The organism is Halomonas sp. TA22, assembly GCF_013009075.1.
Taxonomy (GTDB): Bacteria; Pseudomonadota; Gammaproteobacteria; order Pseudomonadales; family Halomonadaceae; genus TA22.
In genome coordinates this window covers 2,700,020-2,718,933 of record NZ_CP053108.1, presented here as the reverse complement: position 1 = coordinate 2,718,933, position 18,914 = coordinate 2,700,020, and the positions used below count along the sequence as shown (strand labels likewise).

Annotated in this window: 15 protein-coding genes; 6 read left to right on the top strand and 9 right to left on the bottom strand. The window is 61.8% G+C overall.

From position 1 onward, the window contains the following. Positions 1–74 precede the first annotated feature (74 nt). Positions 75–1,841 (top strand): gamma-glutamyltransferase, encoded by a 1,767-nt coding sequence (gene ggt / locus HJD22_RS12830; protein WP_208656744.1) that lies wholly within the window; start codon positions 75–77, stop codon positions 1,839–1,841. A 34-nt stretch (positions 1,842–1,875) separates the two neighbouring features. Here ggt and HJD22_RS12825 read toward each other — a convergent pair whose 3' ends face one another. The 5 genes from HJD22_RS12825 to acnB all read right to left on the bottom strand — a co-directional run bounded on the left by HJD22_RS12825 (position 1,876) and on the right by acnB (position 9,801). Further along, positions 1,876–3,750, bottom strand: a complete 1,875-nt coding sequence (locus tag HJD22_RS12825; RefSeq protein ID WP_208654160.1) for a glycerophosphodiester phosphodiesterase family protein — start codon at positions 3,748–3,750, stop codon at positions 1,876–1,878. A 99-nt stretch (positions 3,751–3,849) separates the two neighbouring features. Continuing rightward, positions 3,850–4,338, bottom strand: coding sequence for a ribonuclease E activity regulator RraA (gene rraA / locus HJD22_RS12820; protein WP_208654159.1), 489 nt, complete (start codon positions 4,336–4,338; stop codon positions 3,850–3,852). Positions 4,339–4,458: 120 nt separating this feature from the next. After that, positions 4,459–5,781 (bottom strand): MFS transporter, encoded by a 1,323-nt coding sequence (locus tag HJD22_RS12815; protein ID WP_217267760.1) that lies wholly within the window; start codon positions 5,779–5,781, stop codon positions 4,459–4,461. A gap of 22 nt (positions 5,782–5,803) precedes the next feature. Continuing rightward, positions 5,804–6,916, bottom strand: coding sequence for a cobalamin-independent methionine synthase II family protein (locus HJD22_RS12810; RefSeq protein WP_208654157.1), 1,113 nt, complete (start codon positions 6,914–6,916; stop codon positions 5,804–5,806). A gap of 281 nt (positions 6,917–7,197) precedes the next feature. Beyond that, a complete protein-coding gene (gene acnB / locus HJD22_RS12805; protein ID WP_208654156.1) occupies positions 7,198–9,801 on the bottom strand; it encodes a bifunctional aconitate hydratase 2/2-methylisocitrate dehydratase in 2,604 nt (867 codons plus the stop codon). 373 nt (positions 9,802–10,174) lie between these two features. Here acnB and HJD22_RS12800 point away from each other — a divergent pair, with 373 nt between their 5' ends. Both HJD22_RS12800 and HJD22_RS12795 read left to right on the top strand, forming a co-directional pair. Beyond that, positions 10,175–10,813, top strand: a complete 639-nt coding sequence (locus tag HJD22_RS12800) for a tRNA-(ms[2]io[6]A)-hydroxylase (protein ID WP_208654155.1) — start codon at positions 10,175–10,177, stop codon at positions 10,811–10,813. Between the two features lie 44 nt (positions 10,814–10,857). Then, positions 10,858–14,757: an AAA family ATPase gene (locus HJD22_RS12795; RefSeq protein ID WP_208654154.1), complete on the top strand. Its 3,900-nt coding sequence runs from the start codon at positions 10,858–10,860 to the stop codon at positions 14,755–14,757. Positions 14,758–14,773: 16 nt separating this feature from the next. On the opposite strand, the gene HJD22_RS12790 is transcribed toward HJD22_RS12795, so the two are convergent. From HJD22_RS12790 to queC, 4 genes are read right to left on the bottom strand one after another with little or no spacing between them, the layout of a single operon-like run. Then, a complete protein-coding gene (locus HJD22_RS12790; protein WP_208654153.1) occupies positions 14,774–15,040 on the bottom strand; it encodes a YkgJ family cysteine cluster protein in 267 nt (88 codons plus the stop codon). Next, positions 15,037–15,891 (bottom strand): 6-carboxytetrahydropterin synthase, encoded by an 855-nt coding sequence (locus HJD22_RS12785; RefSeq protein WP_208654152.1) that lies wholly within the window; start codon positions 15,889–15,891, stop codon positions 15,037–15,039. Before HJD22_RS12785 ends, HJD22_RS12790 begins: the two co-directional genes overlap by 4 nt. Further along, positions 15,891–16,535: a 7-carboxy-7-deazaguanine synthase gene (queE, locus tag HJD22_RS12780; protein WP_208654151.1), complete on the bottom strand. Its 645-nt coding sequence runs from the start codon at positions 16,533–16,535 to the stop codon at positions 15,891–15,893. Before queE ends, HJD22_RS12785 begins: the two co-directional genes overlap by 1 nt. After that, positions 16,528–17,274: a 7-cyano-7-deazaguanine synthase QueC gene (gene queC, locus HJD22_RS12775; protein WP_208654150.1), complete on the bottom strand. Its 747-nt coding sequence runs from the start codon at positions 17,272–17,274 to the stop codon at positions 16,528–16,530. The genes queE and queC overlap by 8 nt, the downstream gene beginning before the upstream one ends. A gap of 201 nt (positions 17,275–17,475) precedes the next feature. On the opposite strand from queC, the gene HJD22_RS12770 reads away from it, so the two are divergent. The 3 genes from HJD22_RS12770 (at position 17,476) to HJD22_RS12760 (ending at position 18,911) form a co-directional block, all read left to right on the top strand. Next, on the top strand, positions 17,476–17,886 hold the full coding sequence (locus tag HJD22_RS12770) for an SRPBCC family protein (RefSeq protein ID WP_208654149.1): 411 nt from the start codon (positions 17,476–17,478) through the stop codon (positions 17,884–17,886). A gap of 122 nt (positions 17,887–18,008) precedes the next feature. Next, complete coding sequence (locus HJD22_RS12765; protein WP_208657048.1) at positions 18,009–18,161, top strand: hypothetical protein; 153 nt, start codon at positions 18,009–18,011, stop codon at positions 18,159–18,161. A 72-nt stretch (positions 18,162–18,233) separates the two neighbouring features. Beyond that, entirely contained in the window at positions 18,234–18,911 is a 678-nt protein-coding gene (locus tag HJD22_RS12760) for a TVP38/TMEM64 family protein (RefSeq protein ID WP_248730246.1), read from the top strand. Positions 18,912–18,914: the final 3 nt, after the last annotated feature.

The window sequence follows — 18,914 nt, the reverse complement described above, 5'->3', positions numbered from 1 at the left end:
GCTGTTCTCGTTTGCCTTATCGCGTATTGGCTCCCGCCGGTGTTGCGCTGCTGCTGGTTCTTCCACTCTCGGCGATGGCCGAAAGTGCCGAAAACGCCGAGAGTGCCTTCGAGTACTCCACTCCCGAGATCGCCCCGGAAGCGGGCTCCGGTTACGAGGAGAAACCCGGCTGGGCCACCGAGCGCTTCGCCGTTGCCGCCGCCAATCCGTTGGCGACGGACGCGGGTTACCAGGTGCTCCAGGCCGGCGGTTCGGCCATCGATGCGGCCATCGCCGTGCAGATGGTACTGACCCTGGTCGAGCCGCAGTCGAGCGGGATAGGCGGCGGGGCGTTTCTGATGCATTTCGATGGCGGGAGTGTCACCGCCTTCGATGGTCGTGAAACCGCGCCCGACGAGGCGGAGGGCACGCTGTTTCTCGATGAGGATGGCGAGCCGCTGGACTTCATGGAGGCCGCCGCCAGTGGGCTTTCGGTCGGCGTTCCCGGCGTGGTACGGATGCTGGAACTGGCGCACGAGACCCATGGCACGCTTGCCTGGAGCGAGCTGTTCGAGCCGGCGATAGCCCTGGCCGAGCAGGGCTTTCCCGTGAGCCGGCGGCTGCACGCCATGCTGGAAGGCGAGGAGCGCTTGCGCGACGACGAGCTGGCAAGACATTTCTATTACGACGAGGATGGTGAACCCCTTGGCGTTGGTCATGAGCTGAAGAATCCTGCCCTGGCAGCGATTCTGCGAGAGCTGGCCGAGCATGGCAGCAAGGCGCTGCATACCGGGGCGATCGCCGAGGATCTGGTCGAGCGCGTGCAGAATCACCCGCAACGTCCTGGCGCCTTGAGTCTTGAGGACATGGCCTCCTACGCAGCGAAGAAGCGCGACCCGTTGTGCACCGATTGGCGAGAGTGGTCGATCTGCGGCTTTCCACCTCCTTCGTCGGGGCATCTGACCATCATGCAGATACTCGGTATTCTGGAGCATCTACCCGAGGTCGAGCAGCCGCTCGAGGGGGATCGCCCAAGTACCGAGTGGCTGCACCAGTTCCTCGAGGCGTCACGGCTGGCCTTTGCCGATCGCGGCAAGTACATCGCCGATCCGGATTTCGTCGATGCTCCGGGTAGTGATTGGAACAGCATGCTCGACCCCTATTACCTTTCCGGTCGCGCAGCGCTCATCCAGGCGCAGGAGAGCATGGGTAGCGATGGCGCCGAGCCGGGCAAGCCGGGCGAGGTCACGACCGCCTGGGCGGTTCAGCCCAACCAGCCCGAGTACGGCACCAGCCACATCAGTATCGTCGATGAGAATGGCCACGCCATTGCCATGACGACCACCATCGAGGCGGCCTTCGGTTCGCGCATCATGGCCGATGGCGGCACGGGACTTGATGGCGGCTATCTGCTCAATAACGAGCTTACCGATTTCTCCTTCACCCACGAGGATGGCCAGGAAAACCCGATTGCCAATCGGGTCGAGGGGGGCAAGCGGCCGCGTTCGAGCATGAGCCCGACGCTGGTATTCGAGCGTGATAGCGGCGATCTCGTGGCAAGTCTGGGCTCCCCCGGAGGTGCAGCAATCATTCACTACACCGCCAAGGCACTGGTCGCTATGCTGGATTGGGGGCTCGATGCCCAAGAGGCGCTCAACCTGCCCCATGCAATCACGCTTGGCGGACCCGTCTCACTCGAGGAGGGTCGTTTCCCGCCGGAGACCCTCGAGGCGCTTCAGGCGCTCGGCCATGAGGTCAGCGAACGTGAGCTGACCAGTGGACTGCAGGCGATCCAGCGTGTCGAGGAGGGTTACTTCGGCGGTGCCGACCCGCGCCGCGAAGGAACGGTGATGGGGGATTGACACTCCCGCGCCTTGGCCGGCAAAGCGCCCCGTTCTAGCTGCGTAGCCAATTACGCAGCTTGACGAGCAGCAGCTCGCCATCGCTGAGCTCGCGGCGGTCGGTGAGCAGTTCGGCGAGCAGGTCGGGTCGGTCGGTAATGATATTGTCGACCCCAATGTCGATCAGTTGGGACATGCGGGCCCGGTCATTGATCGTCCAGGCGTGCAGCTCATAGCCATGGTAGCGGGCGATGCGCACCTCCTCCTCGGTGACACGGTTGTGGCGCAGGCCAAGGGCATCGAAGCGGGTACGATCCAGGGTGCCGGGCAGCACGAATTGTGCCAACAGCGTCACATGCAGCTGTGGTTCGCGCGCCTTGATCTCGCTTGCCAGCGCCAGTGACATGGTCGCCATCAACACCTCGTCGCGCACGTCCTGGCCGCCACACTGCTCCGGTGTGGCGCTCTGGGTCCGGCACTCCTCTCTGGCGCCATTCTCGCGATGCAAATCCTCGATCACGGCCTCGATCAGGTCGATCTCGCGGCCCGTGTCGGGCTTGAGGTCGATCATCAGTGGGCTTGTCGTGCGCGTACGCGCCAACGCCTCGCCCAAGAGCGGAATACGCTCGCCAACGAAAGCATCGCCAAACCAGCTGCCGACATCGAAGAGCTGCAACTCCTCGAACGTAACCTCACCGAGATTGCGGGCGTCGCCGATCAGGCGCTGCAAGCTGCGATCGTGATAGAGCACCACCTGCCCATCACCGGTCAGGCGGACATCGATCTCGATGTAATCGGCGCCATCCACGATCGCTTGGTCGATGGCGGCTAACGTGTTTTCCGGTGCGACCATGGAGCTTCCACGGTGAGCCGTGATGAGAACGTCATCGCGCAGCTCGAAGCTATTGACGATCAGCCATGCCTGGCTGATGGCAAAGGCCACCACTGCGATCTCCACCGCCCAGGCGAGGCGTCCCGGATGCGCATCCGGCGGCGGAGAGGCAGGCCTGGGTTGCTGATGTGCAAGACGCAGGTAGAGGCACGCTGCCAGCAGACTATTGATGGCTATCCCTAGAAAGGTGATGGCCAGGGTCAGCAGGACATAGCCGCTCAGGTAGAGGAGCATGGCCGGTATCAGCACCGCGTTGCGCTCCGGCAATTGCCAAAGTAGCGGTGTGCCGAGCCGATCATAGAGCCAGGTGAAGAGTACCGGCAGCGCGATGATCAGCAGCAGTACGAGGATGACGGCAAGGGCGATATGGCGCTTGCGCCCGCGCGTGAGCTCCCTGCTGCGAGAGAGCGCCTGCAGGGGCGTCAGCGACTCCAGTACCAGCGCCGGCAGGGCGAGTATCCAGCGAAAGTAAAGCGTCGCGGCGAGCGCCATCCAAACGAGTACGATCGGCAGGCACGCAGCCAGGAATTGCCAGAGCGCTGGCGGCCGCACCCGCTGAATGTAGTACGGATCAAGAGCGCCCAGGAAAACGCCATAGAGCCAGGCGATCGCTAGTACCACGGGCAGCAATAGCAGCAGGTGGGTGCCCACCTGCACTACCACTAGCCCGAACAGCGCCGGGAACCGTCGCAGGCTGCTCCAGAACGCTTCCCAGGCCAGTCGGTAATGATTGCTTCGATGGCGTACCGCAACCAGGATCATGCCCGCCTGCTGCAGATAAAGAACTACGAAGATAAGGGCGATGGCGGACATTAGCCAGAGGCCCCCACCGGGCGAGATCAGAATATCGAGCAGGGCGCTATCGGTAATGACGGGACGCCCGAAACGCCCCAGTAGCGAGGTCAGCGTCCAGGCCACCGCCGGCAGTAGAACGGCCGAGGCGAGCAGGGTGAAGAAGAGGTGATAGGCGACCAGGGGGCGCAGATGCTCACGCAGGGCGCGCAGGAGATCGCGGTTGAGTTGGGTGAGCGACAGCATGGCGTTCCGTTTCCAGCTAAACCGTTAGCCTGTCATCGCGCTGGTGTGTTGACAATATCGCGAGTGAAATGCCATGCCTGTTGTATAGCACGAGTGTGCCTAGCCGTTCAGTGGCAGGCGCTGCTCCGCGATCACGATGCCGTTGTTGTCGGCATATAGCCACTGGCCGGGATGCAGGGTGGCGCCGGCAAAGGTGACAGGAATATCGCGCACTCCTTCGCCGCGTTTCTCGCTACGCCGAGGGTGTGCACCGATGGCCTGAACGCCAAGCTCCATCTCGGCCAGTACATCGACATCACGTACGCAGCCATACATCACCACCCCCGCCCAGCCGTTGTCCACGGCCTGTTCGGCCAGCATGTCACCGAGCATGGCACAGCGATTCGAGCCACCGGCATCGACGACCAGCACCGCACCGTCGCCGGGCTCGGCAACGGCCTGCTTGATCAGCGAGTTGTCTTCGAAGCACTTGATGGTTCGAATCGGGCCGCAGAAGGCCTCGCGACCACCATAGTTGGCGAAGATCGGGTCAAGCACCGCCACTTCAGGATGGGCGTCGCAGATATCGGGGGTAATGATGTGGTCCATGGTCGCTCCTTGTGACCTACTCGGGATGGCTTGTCATCATGGCATAGTCGAGTGAAAGAGCGCTCCTTGCCTATAGGACCAAATGCGAATTTCCTCAAGCCTCCTCATGCCCGTGCAGCGTCAGACAGTGTTTTCCCGGGAGAGTCTCGGCCTGACATGTGCATGAAACATCAGCATCACCCCAAGTGCCAGAAGCAGTGCGCCGGCATACAGGGCATAGAGCCGTGCGGGCTGCCATGCGGCATCGAGCAGTACCCCGGCGACCAGCGGCGAGACGATCGCACCGAGACGGCCGAAGCCTAGCACGACGCCGACGCCACTGGCACGTATGGCAGCGTCGTAGCTCTGGGGAACCGTGGTATAGAGGCCGGCAATTGCCCCGTTGAGCAGCAGGCCGATAAAGAAGCCGACGCTTAATGCCAGGGCCAGGAACTGGGCCGCAGGAACCATGACCACTAGCATGATCGCGGTGAGCAGCAGGAAGGCATGTAGAATGGCACTGAGCCTGATTCGGCTCGCGCCGACTCCCATCAGCAGCGCGCCAACCATTCCGCCAAGGTTCAACAGCATGCCACCGGCGATCCCATGCTCGGCGGAGAGTCCCGCCGCCTCCAGTAGCCTGGGCGTCCAGCTCATCACGAAGTAGAAGCTGAACATCACCAGAAAGAACGCCATGCCAAGGAGCAGGGTGGTGGTGAGGTTTCGCGAATCGAACAGCTGGCGGTAGTTTGAGTGTCGCGACACCTCGGCACTCTGCTCTGGGAGTTGCGCAAGACTGGGCTGCTTGAGCTTGCTTGCCAGGGTATTCACCCGCGCCAGTGCCTGGGCAGGGCGCTTGTGCAGCAGGAAGTCCAGCGATTCTGGCAATTGAACAGCCACGACCAGTAGCGCCAGCAAGGTAAGCAGGCCTCCTGTCAGAAACACGTAGCGCCAGCCCAGCGTATCATTGAGATAGGTGGCGAGTAGTCCGCCCAGGGTGGCGCCCAGCGCAAAGCCCACCGATTGCAGGCTTATTGCCAGCCCGCGCCAGCGGCGGTTGGCGTACTCGCTGCTCAGGACATTGGCGCTGGCGAGAATCGTGCCGACCCCGATGCCCGTCAATACCCGCAGCACCGCCAGCGATTGCGGGTTCGGGCTCCAGAACGAGAGCGTCATGCAGGTGCCGGAAAGCAACAGGCTCAACATGATCAATGGACGGCGCCCATAAGTGTCGGCGAAGGGCGCGATCAGTGCCGAGCCGATCGCCATGCCGACGATACCCGCGCTGAGCAGCATGCCAAGCTCTGCACCGGAGAGCCCCCACTCATGGGAGACGGCGGATGCCGTGAAGGCCATGGCCAGCACGTCCAGTCCATCGATGGCGTTGAGCAAGAAGCAGATGGCGATGGCCTGCCACTGAAAAGCGGACATGGGACCGTTATCGACTGCGTGGCGTAGCTTCATGGCATTCATGACCAAAGGAGCGCTATTCGCCCCATATCTCCTTGGCGATCTGCACGACCAGCTGCAACTTAGCCTGTTGCTGCTCTTCGGTTATGGCATTGCCCTCCTCGGTGGAGGCGAAACCGCACTGGGTACTCAGACAGAGCTGGTCGAGGCTGACGAACTGTGCAGCTTCGTGAATCCTCGTTTTCACCTCCTCGACGTCTTCCAGCTCACCGCTCTTGGTGGTGATCAGCCCCAGCACGACTTTCTGGTGGCCTGGCTTGATGAAGCGCAGTGGCTCGAAGCCGCCCGCCCGCTCGGAGTCGTACTCAAGGAAGAACACATCGATGTTGACCGAACCGAACAGCAGTTCGGCCACTGGTTCGTAACCGCCCTCGGAGATCCAGGTGGAGCGAAAATTGCCGCGGCAGACGTGCATGGCGACGACCAGATCGTCAGGCTTGTCTTCGAGCGCGGTATTCAGCACGCGAGCATAGGTCTGAGCCAACTGGTCGGGATCGTCACCGCGCTCGCGGATCTGGGCACGCTGATCATCTGAGCAGAGGTAAGCCCAGACGGTGTCGTCGAGCTGAAGATAGCGGCAGCCGGCTTCATAGAAGGCCTGAATCGCCTGCTTGTATACTTGAGCCAGATCATCGAAGAATCCCTCGATATCCGGGTAGGCATCGCGACTGACCACCTTGCGTCCTCCCCGGAAGTGCAGCACGCTGGGGCTCGGGATGGTCATCTTCGGTGTGGCCCCTTGGCTCACGCTGTTGAGAAACCTGAAGTCCTCGAGCATGGGATGGTGGCCAAAGCCGAGCTTGCCCACCACGCGTACGTTGCGCGACTTGGTCTGAACGCCAGTGAACTGAATGCCTTGATCGGCGTCATAGCCCTCTACTCCCTCTAGCCCCTCGAAGAAGTCGAAATGCCACCATGCACGACGCAGTTCGCCATCGGTCACTACCTGTAAGCCGGTCTGGCATTGGCAGTCGACGACATGACGAATCGCCTCGTCCTCGATGCGGCGCAGCGCTTGGCTATCAAGCACGCCGGCCTGCTGTTGGTCGCGTGCTGTCTTGAGTGTCTCGGGGCGCAGCAGGCTACCGACGACGTCAGCGCGGAAGGGAGGAGGGGTGGCAGTGGTCATCGAGAACTCCAAACGACTAATATGATCGGTAACTAATGCATAGGCGTACCATGATCACAAATCTACTAGGCGAATGACGAACGATGATTTTTCAGCTCAGCATGAGCGAGATTCATCATGCACGGTTCATGGCCCCGTGAGAAATCGGCAGGCAATAAAAAACGCCCCGCACAGGGCGGGGCGCTTCGGTCATCGGCGCTGATTGCGGCCCTAGGACCGCAACCATCGATGTTGCGAGCATCGGCGACGAAGGGTGTGCTTCTCGGTCTTCAGGGCCTTGATCAGGCTTCCTGAGCGACAGGAATCACGTTCGAGGCGATCTTCTGATACTCCTCGATTTCATGGAAATTCATGTAACGATAGATCTCACCGGCCATCGCGTCGAATTGTCCCATGTAGCCCTGGTATTCTTCCACGCTTGGCAGGCGTCCTTCAACCGCTGCGATGGCGGCAAGCTCAGCCGAGGCCAGATAGACATCGGCACCATCCCCCAGGCGGTTGGGGAAGTTGCGCGTCGAGGTGGAGACGACGGTGGACTTGGCGGCTACACGCGCCTGGTTGCCCATGCATAGCGAGCAACCCGGCATCTCCATGCGCGCGCCGGCGCGACCGTAGATGCCGTAGTAACCCTCTTCGGTGAGCTGGTGCTGGTCCATCTTGGTCGGCGGTGCCAGCCACAGGCGCGTCTTCAGGCTGCCGGCCGGCTGCTTCTCGAGCAGCTTGCCGGCGGCACGGAAGTGGCCGATGTTGGTCATGCACGAGCCGATGAACACCTCGTCGATCTTCTCGCCAGCCACCTCGGAGAGCAGGCGGGCATCGTCCGGGTCGTTCGGCGCGCAGAGGATTGGCTCCTTGATCTCGTCGAGATCGATCTCGATCACTTCGGCGTACTCGGCATCGGCGTCGGCACGCATCAGGCTCGGGCTGGTCAGCCACGCTTCCATGGCGTCGATGCGGCGGCTGATGGTGCGCTCGTCGCCGTAGCCATTGCTGATCATCCACTTGAGCAGGGTAATGTTGGACTTCAGGTACTCGGTCACACTCTCTTCGGAGAGCGTGATGGTGCAACCCGCAGCACTGCGCTCGGCGGAGGCGTCGGAAAGCTCGAAGGCCTGTTCGACGGTAAGCTCCTCTAGTCCTTCGATCTCCAGCACGCGACCGGAGAAGGCGTTCTTCTTGCCCGCCTTGGCCACGGTGAGCAGGCCCTGCTTGATGCCGTAATAGGGGATCGCATGGACCAGGTCACGCAGGGTGACGCCGGGCTGGCGCTTGCCCTTGAAGCGCACGAGTACCGATTCCGGCATGTCCAGCGGCATCACGCCAGTGGCGGCGGCGAAGGCAACGAGGCCGGAGCCCGCCGGGAAGGAGATGCCCATCGGGAAGCGTGTGTGTGAGTCGCCACCTGTGCCGACGGTGTCGGGGAGCAGCATGCGGTTCAGCCACGAGTGGATGATGCCGTCGCCCGGGCGCAGCGAGACGCCGCCACGGTTCATGATGAAGTCGGGCAGGCTGTGGTGGGTCTCCACGTCGACCGGCTTGGGATAGGCGCTGGTGTGACAGAACGACTGCATGACCAGATCCGCCTGGAAGCCCAGACAGGCGAGATCCTTGAGCTCGTCGCGCGTCATCGGGCCGGTGGTGTCCTGGGAACCGACGGTGGTCATCTTCGGCTCGCAGTACATGCCAGGGCGTACGCCCTCCATGCCGCATGCCTTGCCGACCATCTTCTGAGCCAGGGTGTAGCCCTTGCCGGTATCGGTGGGTTGCTCAGGGGTCTTGAAGACATCGGCAGGACCCAGGCCGAGCTCGGCACGGGCCTTGTCGGTGAGGCCGCGACCGATGATCAGGGGGATACGGCCGCCAGCGCGCACCTCGTCGAGAATCACGCGTGTCTTGAGCGCGAAGGTGGTCAATACCTCGTCGGTGCCGTGCTTGCAGACCTTGCCTTCGTAGGGGTAGACGTCAATGACGTCACCCATCTCCATCTTGGAGACGTCCATCTCGATGGGCAGGGCGCCGGCATCTTCCATGGTGTTGAAGAAGATCGGCGCGATCTTGCCGCCGAAGCAGTAGCCACCGCCGCGCTTGTTGGGCACGTAGGGGATGTCGTCGCCGAAGAACCACAGCACCGAGTTGGTGGCGGACTTGCGCGAGGAGCCGGTACCCACTACGTCGCCCACGTAGGCGACCGGGAAGCCCTTGGCCTTGACTGCTTCGATCTGGGTCAGCGGCCCCTTGGTGCCGGGGAGTTCAGGCTCGATGCCTTCACGGACATTCTTGAGCATGGCATTGGCATGCAGCGGAATGTCGGGGCGCGACCAGGCGTCGGGAGCGGGGGAAAGGTCGTCGGTGTTGGTTTCGCCGGAGACCTTGAATACGGTCAGGGTGACCTTTTCATCGAGCTTGGGCTTGGCCAGATACCATTCGGCATCGGCCCAGGATTGCAGCACGTCCTTGGCGACGGCGTTACCTGACTTGGCGCGCTCGGCGACATCGTGGAAGGCATCGAACATCAGCAGGGTATGCTTGAGCTGCTCGCCCGCTTCCTTGGCCAGTGCGTCGTTGTCGAGCAGTTCTACGAGAGTGACGATGTTGTAGCCACCCTGCATGGTGCCCAGCAGCTTGACGGCGTGAATCTTGTCGATCAGCGGTGAGCTGTCATCGCCCTTGGCGATGGCGGTCAGGAAGCCGGCCTTGACGTAGGCGGCCTCATCGACGCCGGGAGGAACGCGGTCGGTGATCAGCTCGAGCAGGAACTGCTCCTCGCCCGCAGGCGGGTTCTTCAGCAGTTCGATCAGCGCGGAGACCTGTTCGGCATTCAGCGGCTTCGGCGGGATGCCCTCGGCGGCACGTTCCTCGACATGTTGGCGATAAGCTTCAAGCACGATAGGGGGCCCTCATCAAGTTTCTATGCCAAAACGGACTTCGCTATTGATGCCAAAAGTGTCCAATGTCGGCGAAATCGACCGTTCTGGTGCTTGCGGTATTCTGTGGTCAGGCGCAGGGAATTCTACGTGAAACTGTCGACAATGTTAAGCGGGCACCGCTTGAGCCAGCTAGAACTTTGGTCTGCGGGCAGTGCCGCAAGGCTAAGGCAGGTGCCGTCGCATGCACGACACGGTAAGATGAGCCGCAGGTGGGGCCTGAGATCTGTCACCCCTTTTATAGCGTATTGAGTGAGGCGTTGAACGTCGCCGCTCAGGCCAGGCGGCACACAGGTGCGTGCCGGCAAATGCACATCAATGGTCGGAATATAGTATGCAAGACGATACCGAAAGCTTGATTCCAGAGTCCCTGCTGCAGTTTCTGGGCTGTCCTACCCCCGATGCCTGGATCGCTGAGGCGCTGGAGCACCAGGATCTGCTGCTGATCGATCATGCCCAGTGTGAGAAGAAAGCGGCGTCTACCGCTATGAGCCTGATGTATCGCTATGTCGATCGCCCGCTGTTGCTGACCAAGATGTCGCAGCTGGCCCGCGAGGAGCTGCTGCATTTCGAGCAGGTGGTCAAGGTCATGGAGGAGCGGGGGGTGAAGTATCGCCATCTCAGCGCCTCGCGTTATGCCGAAGGGCTTCGCAAGCATGTGCGCGCTGAAGATCCTGGCCGCTTAGTCGATATCCTGATCATAGGCGCCTATATAGAAGCGCGCAGTTGTGAGCGCTTTGCGCGCCTGATACCGCATCTGGATGTCGACCTTGCCAGGTTCTATCGAAGTCTGGTCAAGTCGGAAGGACGCCATTATGAGGATTACCTGATGCTGGCGCGTCTCTATACCGAAGAGAGTGCCGCGCAGGCGCTGGAGGAGCGCATTGCCTTCTTCGGTGAGTGCGAGGCCCGGCTGATCGTCACCGAGGACGACGTGTTTCGTTTCCACAGTGGGCTTCCGGCAGCCGCCTGATCGCTCAGGGTCGCTGCAGACATTGCAACAACGCAGGAACCAAGATGATACGGGAAACATCCACCAACGAGCAGTTGTCCCTGTTTGGCCACTTTTCACTGACGCTCGGTGAGGACAATCTTTCCCAGTTCAGCTATGACAAGGTCAAGGCGCTGCTGGTCTATCTACTGCTCCATTCGCAACCGGTAAACCGCGCCACCTTGGCCGAGCTGCTTTGGCCGGATCAAGGGCTCTCTTCGGGTCGCACCAACCTGCGTCACGCACTGCATTGTCTGCGACAGTCCTTGGGCGAAGAGGCCGACCGGGTGCTGGTGGTGTCGCGTCAGACCATCGCCTTTCGCAAGCCGGAGAGCTGGCGCTTCGATATCGAAGCGCTGGAGCAGCTTCTCAAGGCACCGCCCGATATCGCCTCGCTCGAAGCGGTTCTCGAGGGCTATCGCGGCGATCTGGTCGAGGAGCTGCAGCTCTCGTCCTGTGCCGAGTTCCAGCGCTGGCTGTTACGTCTGCGTAACGAGTGGCGTCAGCGTGTCATCGCCTTTGCCGAAAGGGTGCTCGAGGCACAGTCGGAGGTGCCGGAGTCGCTGTTGCGTCTCTTGGTCAGTCGTTTTTCCGGTTACGGCCCCTTCCACGAGCGATTGGTACGCCAACTGGCGGAGCAGGGCCAGCCGGCGGCCGCGCATGAGCAGTACACTGCCTTCCTGCAGCTGCTGGCACTCTCGGGCCAACAACCGGAGCCGGGTTTCCTACAGCTTGCCCGTTATTGGTCGGATGGCAAGAGCGATACCCAGATGCTCACTCCCCAGGGTGCCTACTCCAGGGCATTGTCGGTGGAAGGCGCGCCGCTGCGCGATGAGGAGATAGAGCATCGTCAGCTCTCGGTCATGGCGATTCGTCTGAGACTCAAGGGCGATTGGCAAGATCGGACAGAAACCCGTGCCTGCCTTTCATTGCAGCTTGAACTGTTGCGTTGGCTTGAGCAGCAGTGCCATCACCTTGGCGGGTTCTGGCTTCCCGGTGCCACCGGTGGGCTGGGGCTGGCCTGTTTCGGTACGCATGGACCAGCTCATCAGTTGGCCGAGCTGGTCGCGCTGTATGAACACTGCCGTCGTGCGCTGCCCGACGAGTGCGTGCGCCGCTGGAGCGGTGAGTGCGACGCACCCAGCTTCGAGTTGGCCGCGGGTCTCAATAGCGGACGTGTCGCCTACCTGCCCGAACGGCAGCTGGTCGATCCGCTAGGACAGGTCACCCAGGGCTCCCTGGAGCTGATGAGCGCAGCTATCGGGAGTGAGCTTGTGATCTCACAGGAGGCGAGCCAACACATGCCACCGGCCTTGGACCTACAACCGCGCCTCTCTTCGCGCCTGGTGGCAAGCGATGGGCGAGTTCGGCTGCGTGCCTTGGTGCTGGGAACCAACGAAGGAGGGCGAGAGGCACTCCCGCCGAGCCTGGTGGGCCGCGAGTCGGCACTGCGCAAGCTGCGAGACGCCCTGGCGCGTGCCGGGATCGGCTTGCGTCAGTGCGTGCTGGTGCGTGGCGCTTCCGGGATGGGCAAATCGGCGCTGCTGGTGGGGTTTCGCCAATTCGAACAGAGCCGCGACGTGAGTGTCTGCTGGCAGCCGACCACGAGGCTTTCCGTGCAGTCGCCCTATGGTGTGGCGCGAGCATTGCTGCGCTGGCACCTTGATCAGGAGCTCGGCGCCGAGAACTTGGCGCGGCTGCTCGAGGAACTTCCCGAGCTTGGCGTGGACGTGGCGCGACGTCAGCTTCTCGAAGAGGCACTAGGCGTTCGCGAGTCAGAAGAGGCCATGGCGCATGCACACAATGGCGAGGCGCTGGAGCTGGTCGTGGGACTGATGCAGCGCTTGATCGAGAAGCTTGCCGACGAGCGCCCTCTGGTTCTGATCATCGATGACCTTCAGTGGCTCGATGAGCCCTCCTTCAAGGTGCTAGCCGGCCTCCAGGCACGTCTGCCGATCAATTGTTCGTTGCTGGTGGTGGCCAGCCATCATGGCCGCGAAGCGCTGCCCATGAAGTTGCACTGGGATCAGCAGGTCGTGCTGGGGCGGCTCGACAATCTGCAATCCTCGCGCTTGCTCTCCCAGTTGGCCAGGCGCTATCGGTTGCATCTCAGCCCTCGGCTGAGAGGGCAGCTGATCGAACGCTGCGATGGGGTGCCGCTCTATCTGCAGGAGATCTGCCGGCGCCTCGATGTGGGGCGACGAGAGGGGCGTAGCGTTAACATCGATGAATTACCACATGGCTTGCTGGGGCTGCTGGCCAGCCGTATCGATCAGCTGGACAGCGATCGCGAAATCGCTCACGTGGCAGCGGTGCTCGGTCGGCAGTTCCGCCTCGACTTCCTGAGCGAGTGTAGCGGCTGGGAGAGCGTGCGCCTCAGACAGGCGCTCGAGCTGATGTGCCGGCTCGAAGTGATCGAGCCCTGCGCCAACTCCAAGGAGTTCGATTATCAGTTCAGTCATCAGTTGCTGCAGGAGGCCGCCTATCTCTCCTGTCCCCGTGACATGCGGGTCCGTATCCATCGCCAGGTGGTTGTGCTGATCGAGGAGCATCACCCGGTCTGGATCAGCCGCCACCCTGGCGATTTCGCCACCCATCTACGGCGCAGTGGCCACTATGCGCGGGGTGCACGCTATTTCGAGTTGGCAGCGAGGGAGGCACTCAAGGTCAGTGCCAACCGTACTGCGCTGAAGATGGCCGATTTCGGCTTGGCCAGTCTGCGTCATGTCGCCGACCAGAACGAACGCGAGATCAGCCTGCTGACGGTAAGAGGCCAGGCAGCCTTTGCGCTGGAGGGCCATGGCTCGCCCACGGCCCATGAGAGCTTCGTGCGTGCCCGTGTACTGATGGACAGCGTCGCGGGCAGCGAGAGCGACGAGGAAGCTGATCTGGAGCAGCGCTTCCTGGTCAATTGGGGGCTATGGGTTGGCTGCAGCCAGCGGCATGCCCACGCCGATGCGTTTGCGCTCGCCTCGACTCTTGCCGGCCTTGCCGCACGCCTCGAGGAGCCGCGCTATCAGCGTCTTGCCGCCTATGCCCGCGCCAATTGCGAGTACTGGGCCGGGCGCATTCGCCAGGCGTACGACCATCTGGAAGAGATCGATCCGCTCAATCAGTCCATGTTGATCGAGTGGCTGCCATTCTCGGACCACCCCCAGGTGGCGGCGGCCTGTTTCCAGGGATGGGCGCTGTGCCTGCGTGGTGACTACCACCGTGCAGAGCAGCAGACGGAAGCGGCCATTCGGCTTGCCGAATGCTTCAATCATCCCGGGTCACTGGCGATGGCGCTGCTATTCGCCGCGGCCGTCTATCGCCAGTTGGGACATATTCATCTTGCTGGCGTGCGCGCGCAGCGTGCGTTCGATCTGACGGGCACGCCCGATCTACATCTCTGGCAGATGTCGTCACAAAGCATGCTGGGCTGGCAGCGGGCCCTGGCGGGAGACCGTGAGGGACTGACCATGCTTGAAATGGGGATGGAGGAGTTCAACGAGGTGACGGGGCGCGATCGTTATACGCGCCCTGTGTTGTGGTACGTGGATGCATGCGTGGCGCTGGGCGAGCTCGCGCGCGCCGAGGATTATCTCGACCATTGTCTGCTGGTGGCTCAGGAGCGCGGTTCGCTCTATTTGCCGGAACTGGCCATTCAACTGGCGCGTCTTCATCACCAGCAGGGCAGGCCGCGCGAGACGATCCGCCGGCTGGCGGAGCAGGCCCTGGCCCAAGCGCGCGAGCATGAAAATCTCCATCAGCAACTCAACGCTCTGGAGCTCTGGCTGACACTGATCGATCCTCGCGATTGCGCCGCGCGTGAAGAGTTTCGCCATCTATTGGGTGAGGTGTCGCACTGTGATGCGCCGGTGCTGCTGCGCTGGCATAGCCTGCTCGATCAGCGCTCCACCAGGGTGCTGGATGTGCATTCGTAGAGCGGATTTTCGCTGCTCAGGTGGCAAGCTCCAGCGCCGCGATGCGCTCAAGCGCCTGGAGACGGCTATCGCCGCATAGCTCGTCATCGTAATCGAACAGGTGGCACACGGTGGGACGCAGTGGCTGGCCAAACAGACGACACAGGTTGCGTTTATCGAGCTGAATGCAGCGAACTCCGGCTGGTTTGCCATGGGGCATGCCCGGTATCGGCGAGGTGATCGAGGGTGCGATACAGCAGGCGCCGCAGCCAGGGCGGCAGCCGTTCGCGCTGTGTTCCGTCATCGCCCCTGGGCCTCGGCGAAGGCACCCTTGTCGACTCCTTCGAAAGCCTGGACGCGTATCGATGCGCCGCTTTCCCTGGCAATCCTCTCCGCAAGCCAGGCGGCGATGTGCTCGACGGTGGTGGGCGTTGGAAGTATCTCGCAACGCGCCTTGGGCAAGCGCAGCACGAAGCGCCCCTGTGCGGAGCGGTAGCGCGTGGTCAACAAGCTCTGATCAACCGTTTCCGCCTCGCCTCGCTCGACAATATCTTCGACGTCCACCAGGTAGCGGTCATCGAGAATGGCGGCCCAGCGGGCTTCGAGCGCCGGGTCGCGCTGACCGTTTTTCCAGATCACCAGCCGTGAGCGATGCCCATGGGCGATACGCTGGCAGTTGCCGGCATGGCGCTTCAGCCCATGACTATAGGTATAGGCGGCGCCGGCGATGGTCTCGTCACGTAACCTCAAGCGGATGGCATTCACTCGTGGCGGTGGGCGTCGCATCATCTCATGCGCGAAATGCTCCGCCAGCCGATCGGGGGTGATCTCCTGCCACGGCAGAAGCGTAAAGGCCTGACGCGGGCCGCGAACTTCCATGACATAGGGCAGCCGCGTTCGAATCGACAGGCCTTCCTGACACTCCTGCACGCTGATTCCCGCCGCGCGGGTCGGGACCAGCAAGGTATGGTCGGCGCCGCTGTCGAGGCGCGACTTGATCCAAGGCTTGACCTCGCCGAAGTCGAACAGCATGCCATCTTCGCCCAGCTCGCCATCGAGCTCGACATCGACATGCCAGCTGGCGCCGGTCAGACCGCGCTTCGGGCACCATACACTGACATCCATTTGGGTCAGGCGATTAACGAACAGTGTCATCAGGCGAATCCTGCAATCTTGTGTATCTGCATTGAAAGGCGCCACTGGGGAGATGTCAGGCAGTAGTCCAGCGTATCCGACAGCGTATCGTTGGCGATTCCCTGGGGGCGCAGATCCATGGGCTGAAGATAGAAATGGTCGAATGCCAAGGATTCGAACCGCTCTGGAGGAGCATCCGCCTGCGGATAGACCAGCTTGAGTTCATTACCGGAGAGGATCTTCAGCTCGCTTGTTCCCTTGGGGCTGACACATAGCCAGTCGATGCCTCTGGGCGCGGGCAGGGTACCGTTGGTCTCCACCGCGACTTCGAAGCCATGCTCATGCATGGCGTCGATCAACGGCGTGTCCAGCTGCAGAAGCGGCTCGCCGCCAGTGAATACTGCGTAGGGGATCGCACTGCCTGCGTCATCGGGCCAAAGTGCGGCCAGGTGAACCGCCAGATGCTCGGCTGTGGCAAAGCGGCCGCCGCCGGGGCCATTGGTGCCGATGAAGTCGGTATCGCAGAATCGGCAAATGCTCGCCTGTCGATCCCTGCTACGGCCAGACCAGAGATTGCAGCCGCTGAAGCGGCAGAACACACTGGCTCGACCCGCCTGGGCGCCTTCTCCCTGAAGGGTATAGAAGGCTTCCTTGACGCTATACATCCTTGCCGCTCCTGCCAGGCTCCGGCACCGCCGTGGAAGACTCAGGCCGCCGGAAATAGCTCAACGGATCCTCGCGGTCATTGTCTCTGAAGGCCGCCAAGCGCTCCTGACAGCTGCCGCACTCGCCACATGCCAGTGAGCCGCCCAGATAGCAGGTCCAGGTCTGCGAGTAGTCGAGCTGCATGGCCAGCCCGTCGGCCAGGATATCGGTCTTGCTGACATGCAGGTAGGGTGCCACGACCTGGATGGCGTCGAAATTGGCGATAGCGGCAACATCGTTCATGCGCTCGACGAACTCAGGGCGGCAATCGGGATAGAGCACATGATCACCTCCATGAGCGCCATAGAAGACCTTGTCAGCTCCGATGTTGACCGCCTGGGCAATGGCCAGCGATAGCAGGATCATGTTGCGATTGGGCACCACCGTGGCTGCCATGTTGCTGCCGTCATACTCGCCGGCAGGTAGGGCGCGGCTGGCATCGGTCAGTGCCGAATTGTCGATCAACCCATGGATGGCGCGAATATCGATGACCTGATGGGCAATTCCGAGACGCTGGCAGACGCGCCGGGCGACGTCGAGTTCACAGGCGTGGCGTTGGCCGTAGTCGAACGACAGGGCATGCACTTCATAGCCTTCCTTCAGGATACGATGCAATACGGTATAGGAGTCCATGCCGCCGGAGTAGATCACGACAGCGCGAGGGTGGGCAGCGGGAGAAGCGTTAGAGGGACAAGACATGACGGAGCCTTCTGCGGAGAATTTATGATGCTGCACTTGCCTTCCGCAATGGGGCGTTGGCGTGGTGCAGGCCCGGGATCCGGTCCGGGCGAGGTGGGCATTGTAGCGATGCCGATGAACAGTGGCCAGCACGCAACGCAAGGCTAGCCGTTGGCGCCACTCATGGTTACTCTCATGGGAGATTCAACAACCGGATAGCTTATGGCGACCATTGAACATACGGCCATTGTGCATGCCCCGCCCGAGCGGGTGTTCGCTCTGCTCGAACGCGTCGAGGACTTCGCGGATTATTCGGACCTGATCGAGGCCGTCGAGCCGCTTGGGAATCAGCGCTATCGCTGGCACATTCGTGCAGTAGGGATGGACTGGACCTTCGATGTAACGATCACCGAGAAAAGTGCACCCGAGCGGCTGGCCTGGGAGTCGCTCGATGGGGTGCGCAATGAAGGCTGCTATCGCTTGCGGGCAGTGCCGGAGGGTACCGAGGTGTCGCTGAGCGTGAGCTATCACATCAAGAATCGCCTGGTGCAGAGCACGGTCAATCGTGCGGCCAAACCCCTGGTAGCCAAGGTCGGCCGGCAGATACTCGAGCGTGTCGAGGCGAGGCTATAGCGAGACGTGGGAGCGGAGTGGTAGACCTGCGTGAGGGCAAAATAGGACTACTGCCGCTGTCGAGAGCGGATTACACTGCACATGTCGAAGCCCCGGCTTCCTGCTGATGATGGCCACCTACCATGTGGAAAGGCGTGTTGCTCTGCTTTACTGTCCTGTTCGCTCAACTGGGCGTGCTGCACTATCTCGATCTGCGCATCCTGAATGCAGAACGTCAGGAAGCGAATGCCGTCGCTGTCCTTGATGAGCGAGAAGAGGAGACTTCCGCAAGCTAGTCGCGCCAGCGTGATGGAGCGTGGCCCCGATTCATGTCACCATTGGCCGCATTCGATATATCCGGTGGGGACATGAGTCGGGCAAGAGACAGTGAGGCGAGATTTCAGTGGCGTTGGATCGCCATCGGTGGGTCGTTGATCATGGCGATCCTGCTTTGGATATGGCAGTCGCCGGATCTGAGTGCCTTCCGGCATTGGGCCGAGGAGGCCTCCCATCACCCCCTTACCATGCTGGCAGTGATGCTGATCATGGCGGTAACCCTTGCAGTGGGTCTGCCGGGCAGTATCGGGCTATGGTTGATCGCACCGTTTCATCCGCCCTGGATTGCTACTCTGATGCTACTCATCGGTAGCCTTGGGGGGGCGCTCGGCGCCTACTGGCTGGCGGCTCGCTTTCGCCAGCGCATGACGCCCAAGGGACTTACCAAACGTATCATGACGCTGATGAGTGAGCGTAGCGATGCCTTCACTCAATGCGCCTTTCGTATCCTTCCCGGCTTTCCTCACTCCGTCATCAATTATGCGGCGGGTCTGCTCAGGCTGCCGCTAGGTACCTTTGTCGTGGCGGCACTGCTTGGGTTAGGCGTCAAGTGGGCGGTCTACGCCAGCGCTATACATGGTGCACTAGAGGCGGTGGAGAGCGGAGATGCCTTTAGCATCGATGTCCTGCTTCCCTTGATAGCATTGACACTGCTGCTACTCATGGGCGCCTGGGTGCGTCGTCGGGTCGAGCGCAGGCGCAGTGAATGATTC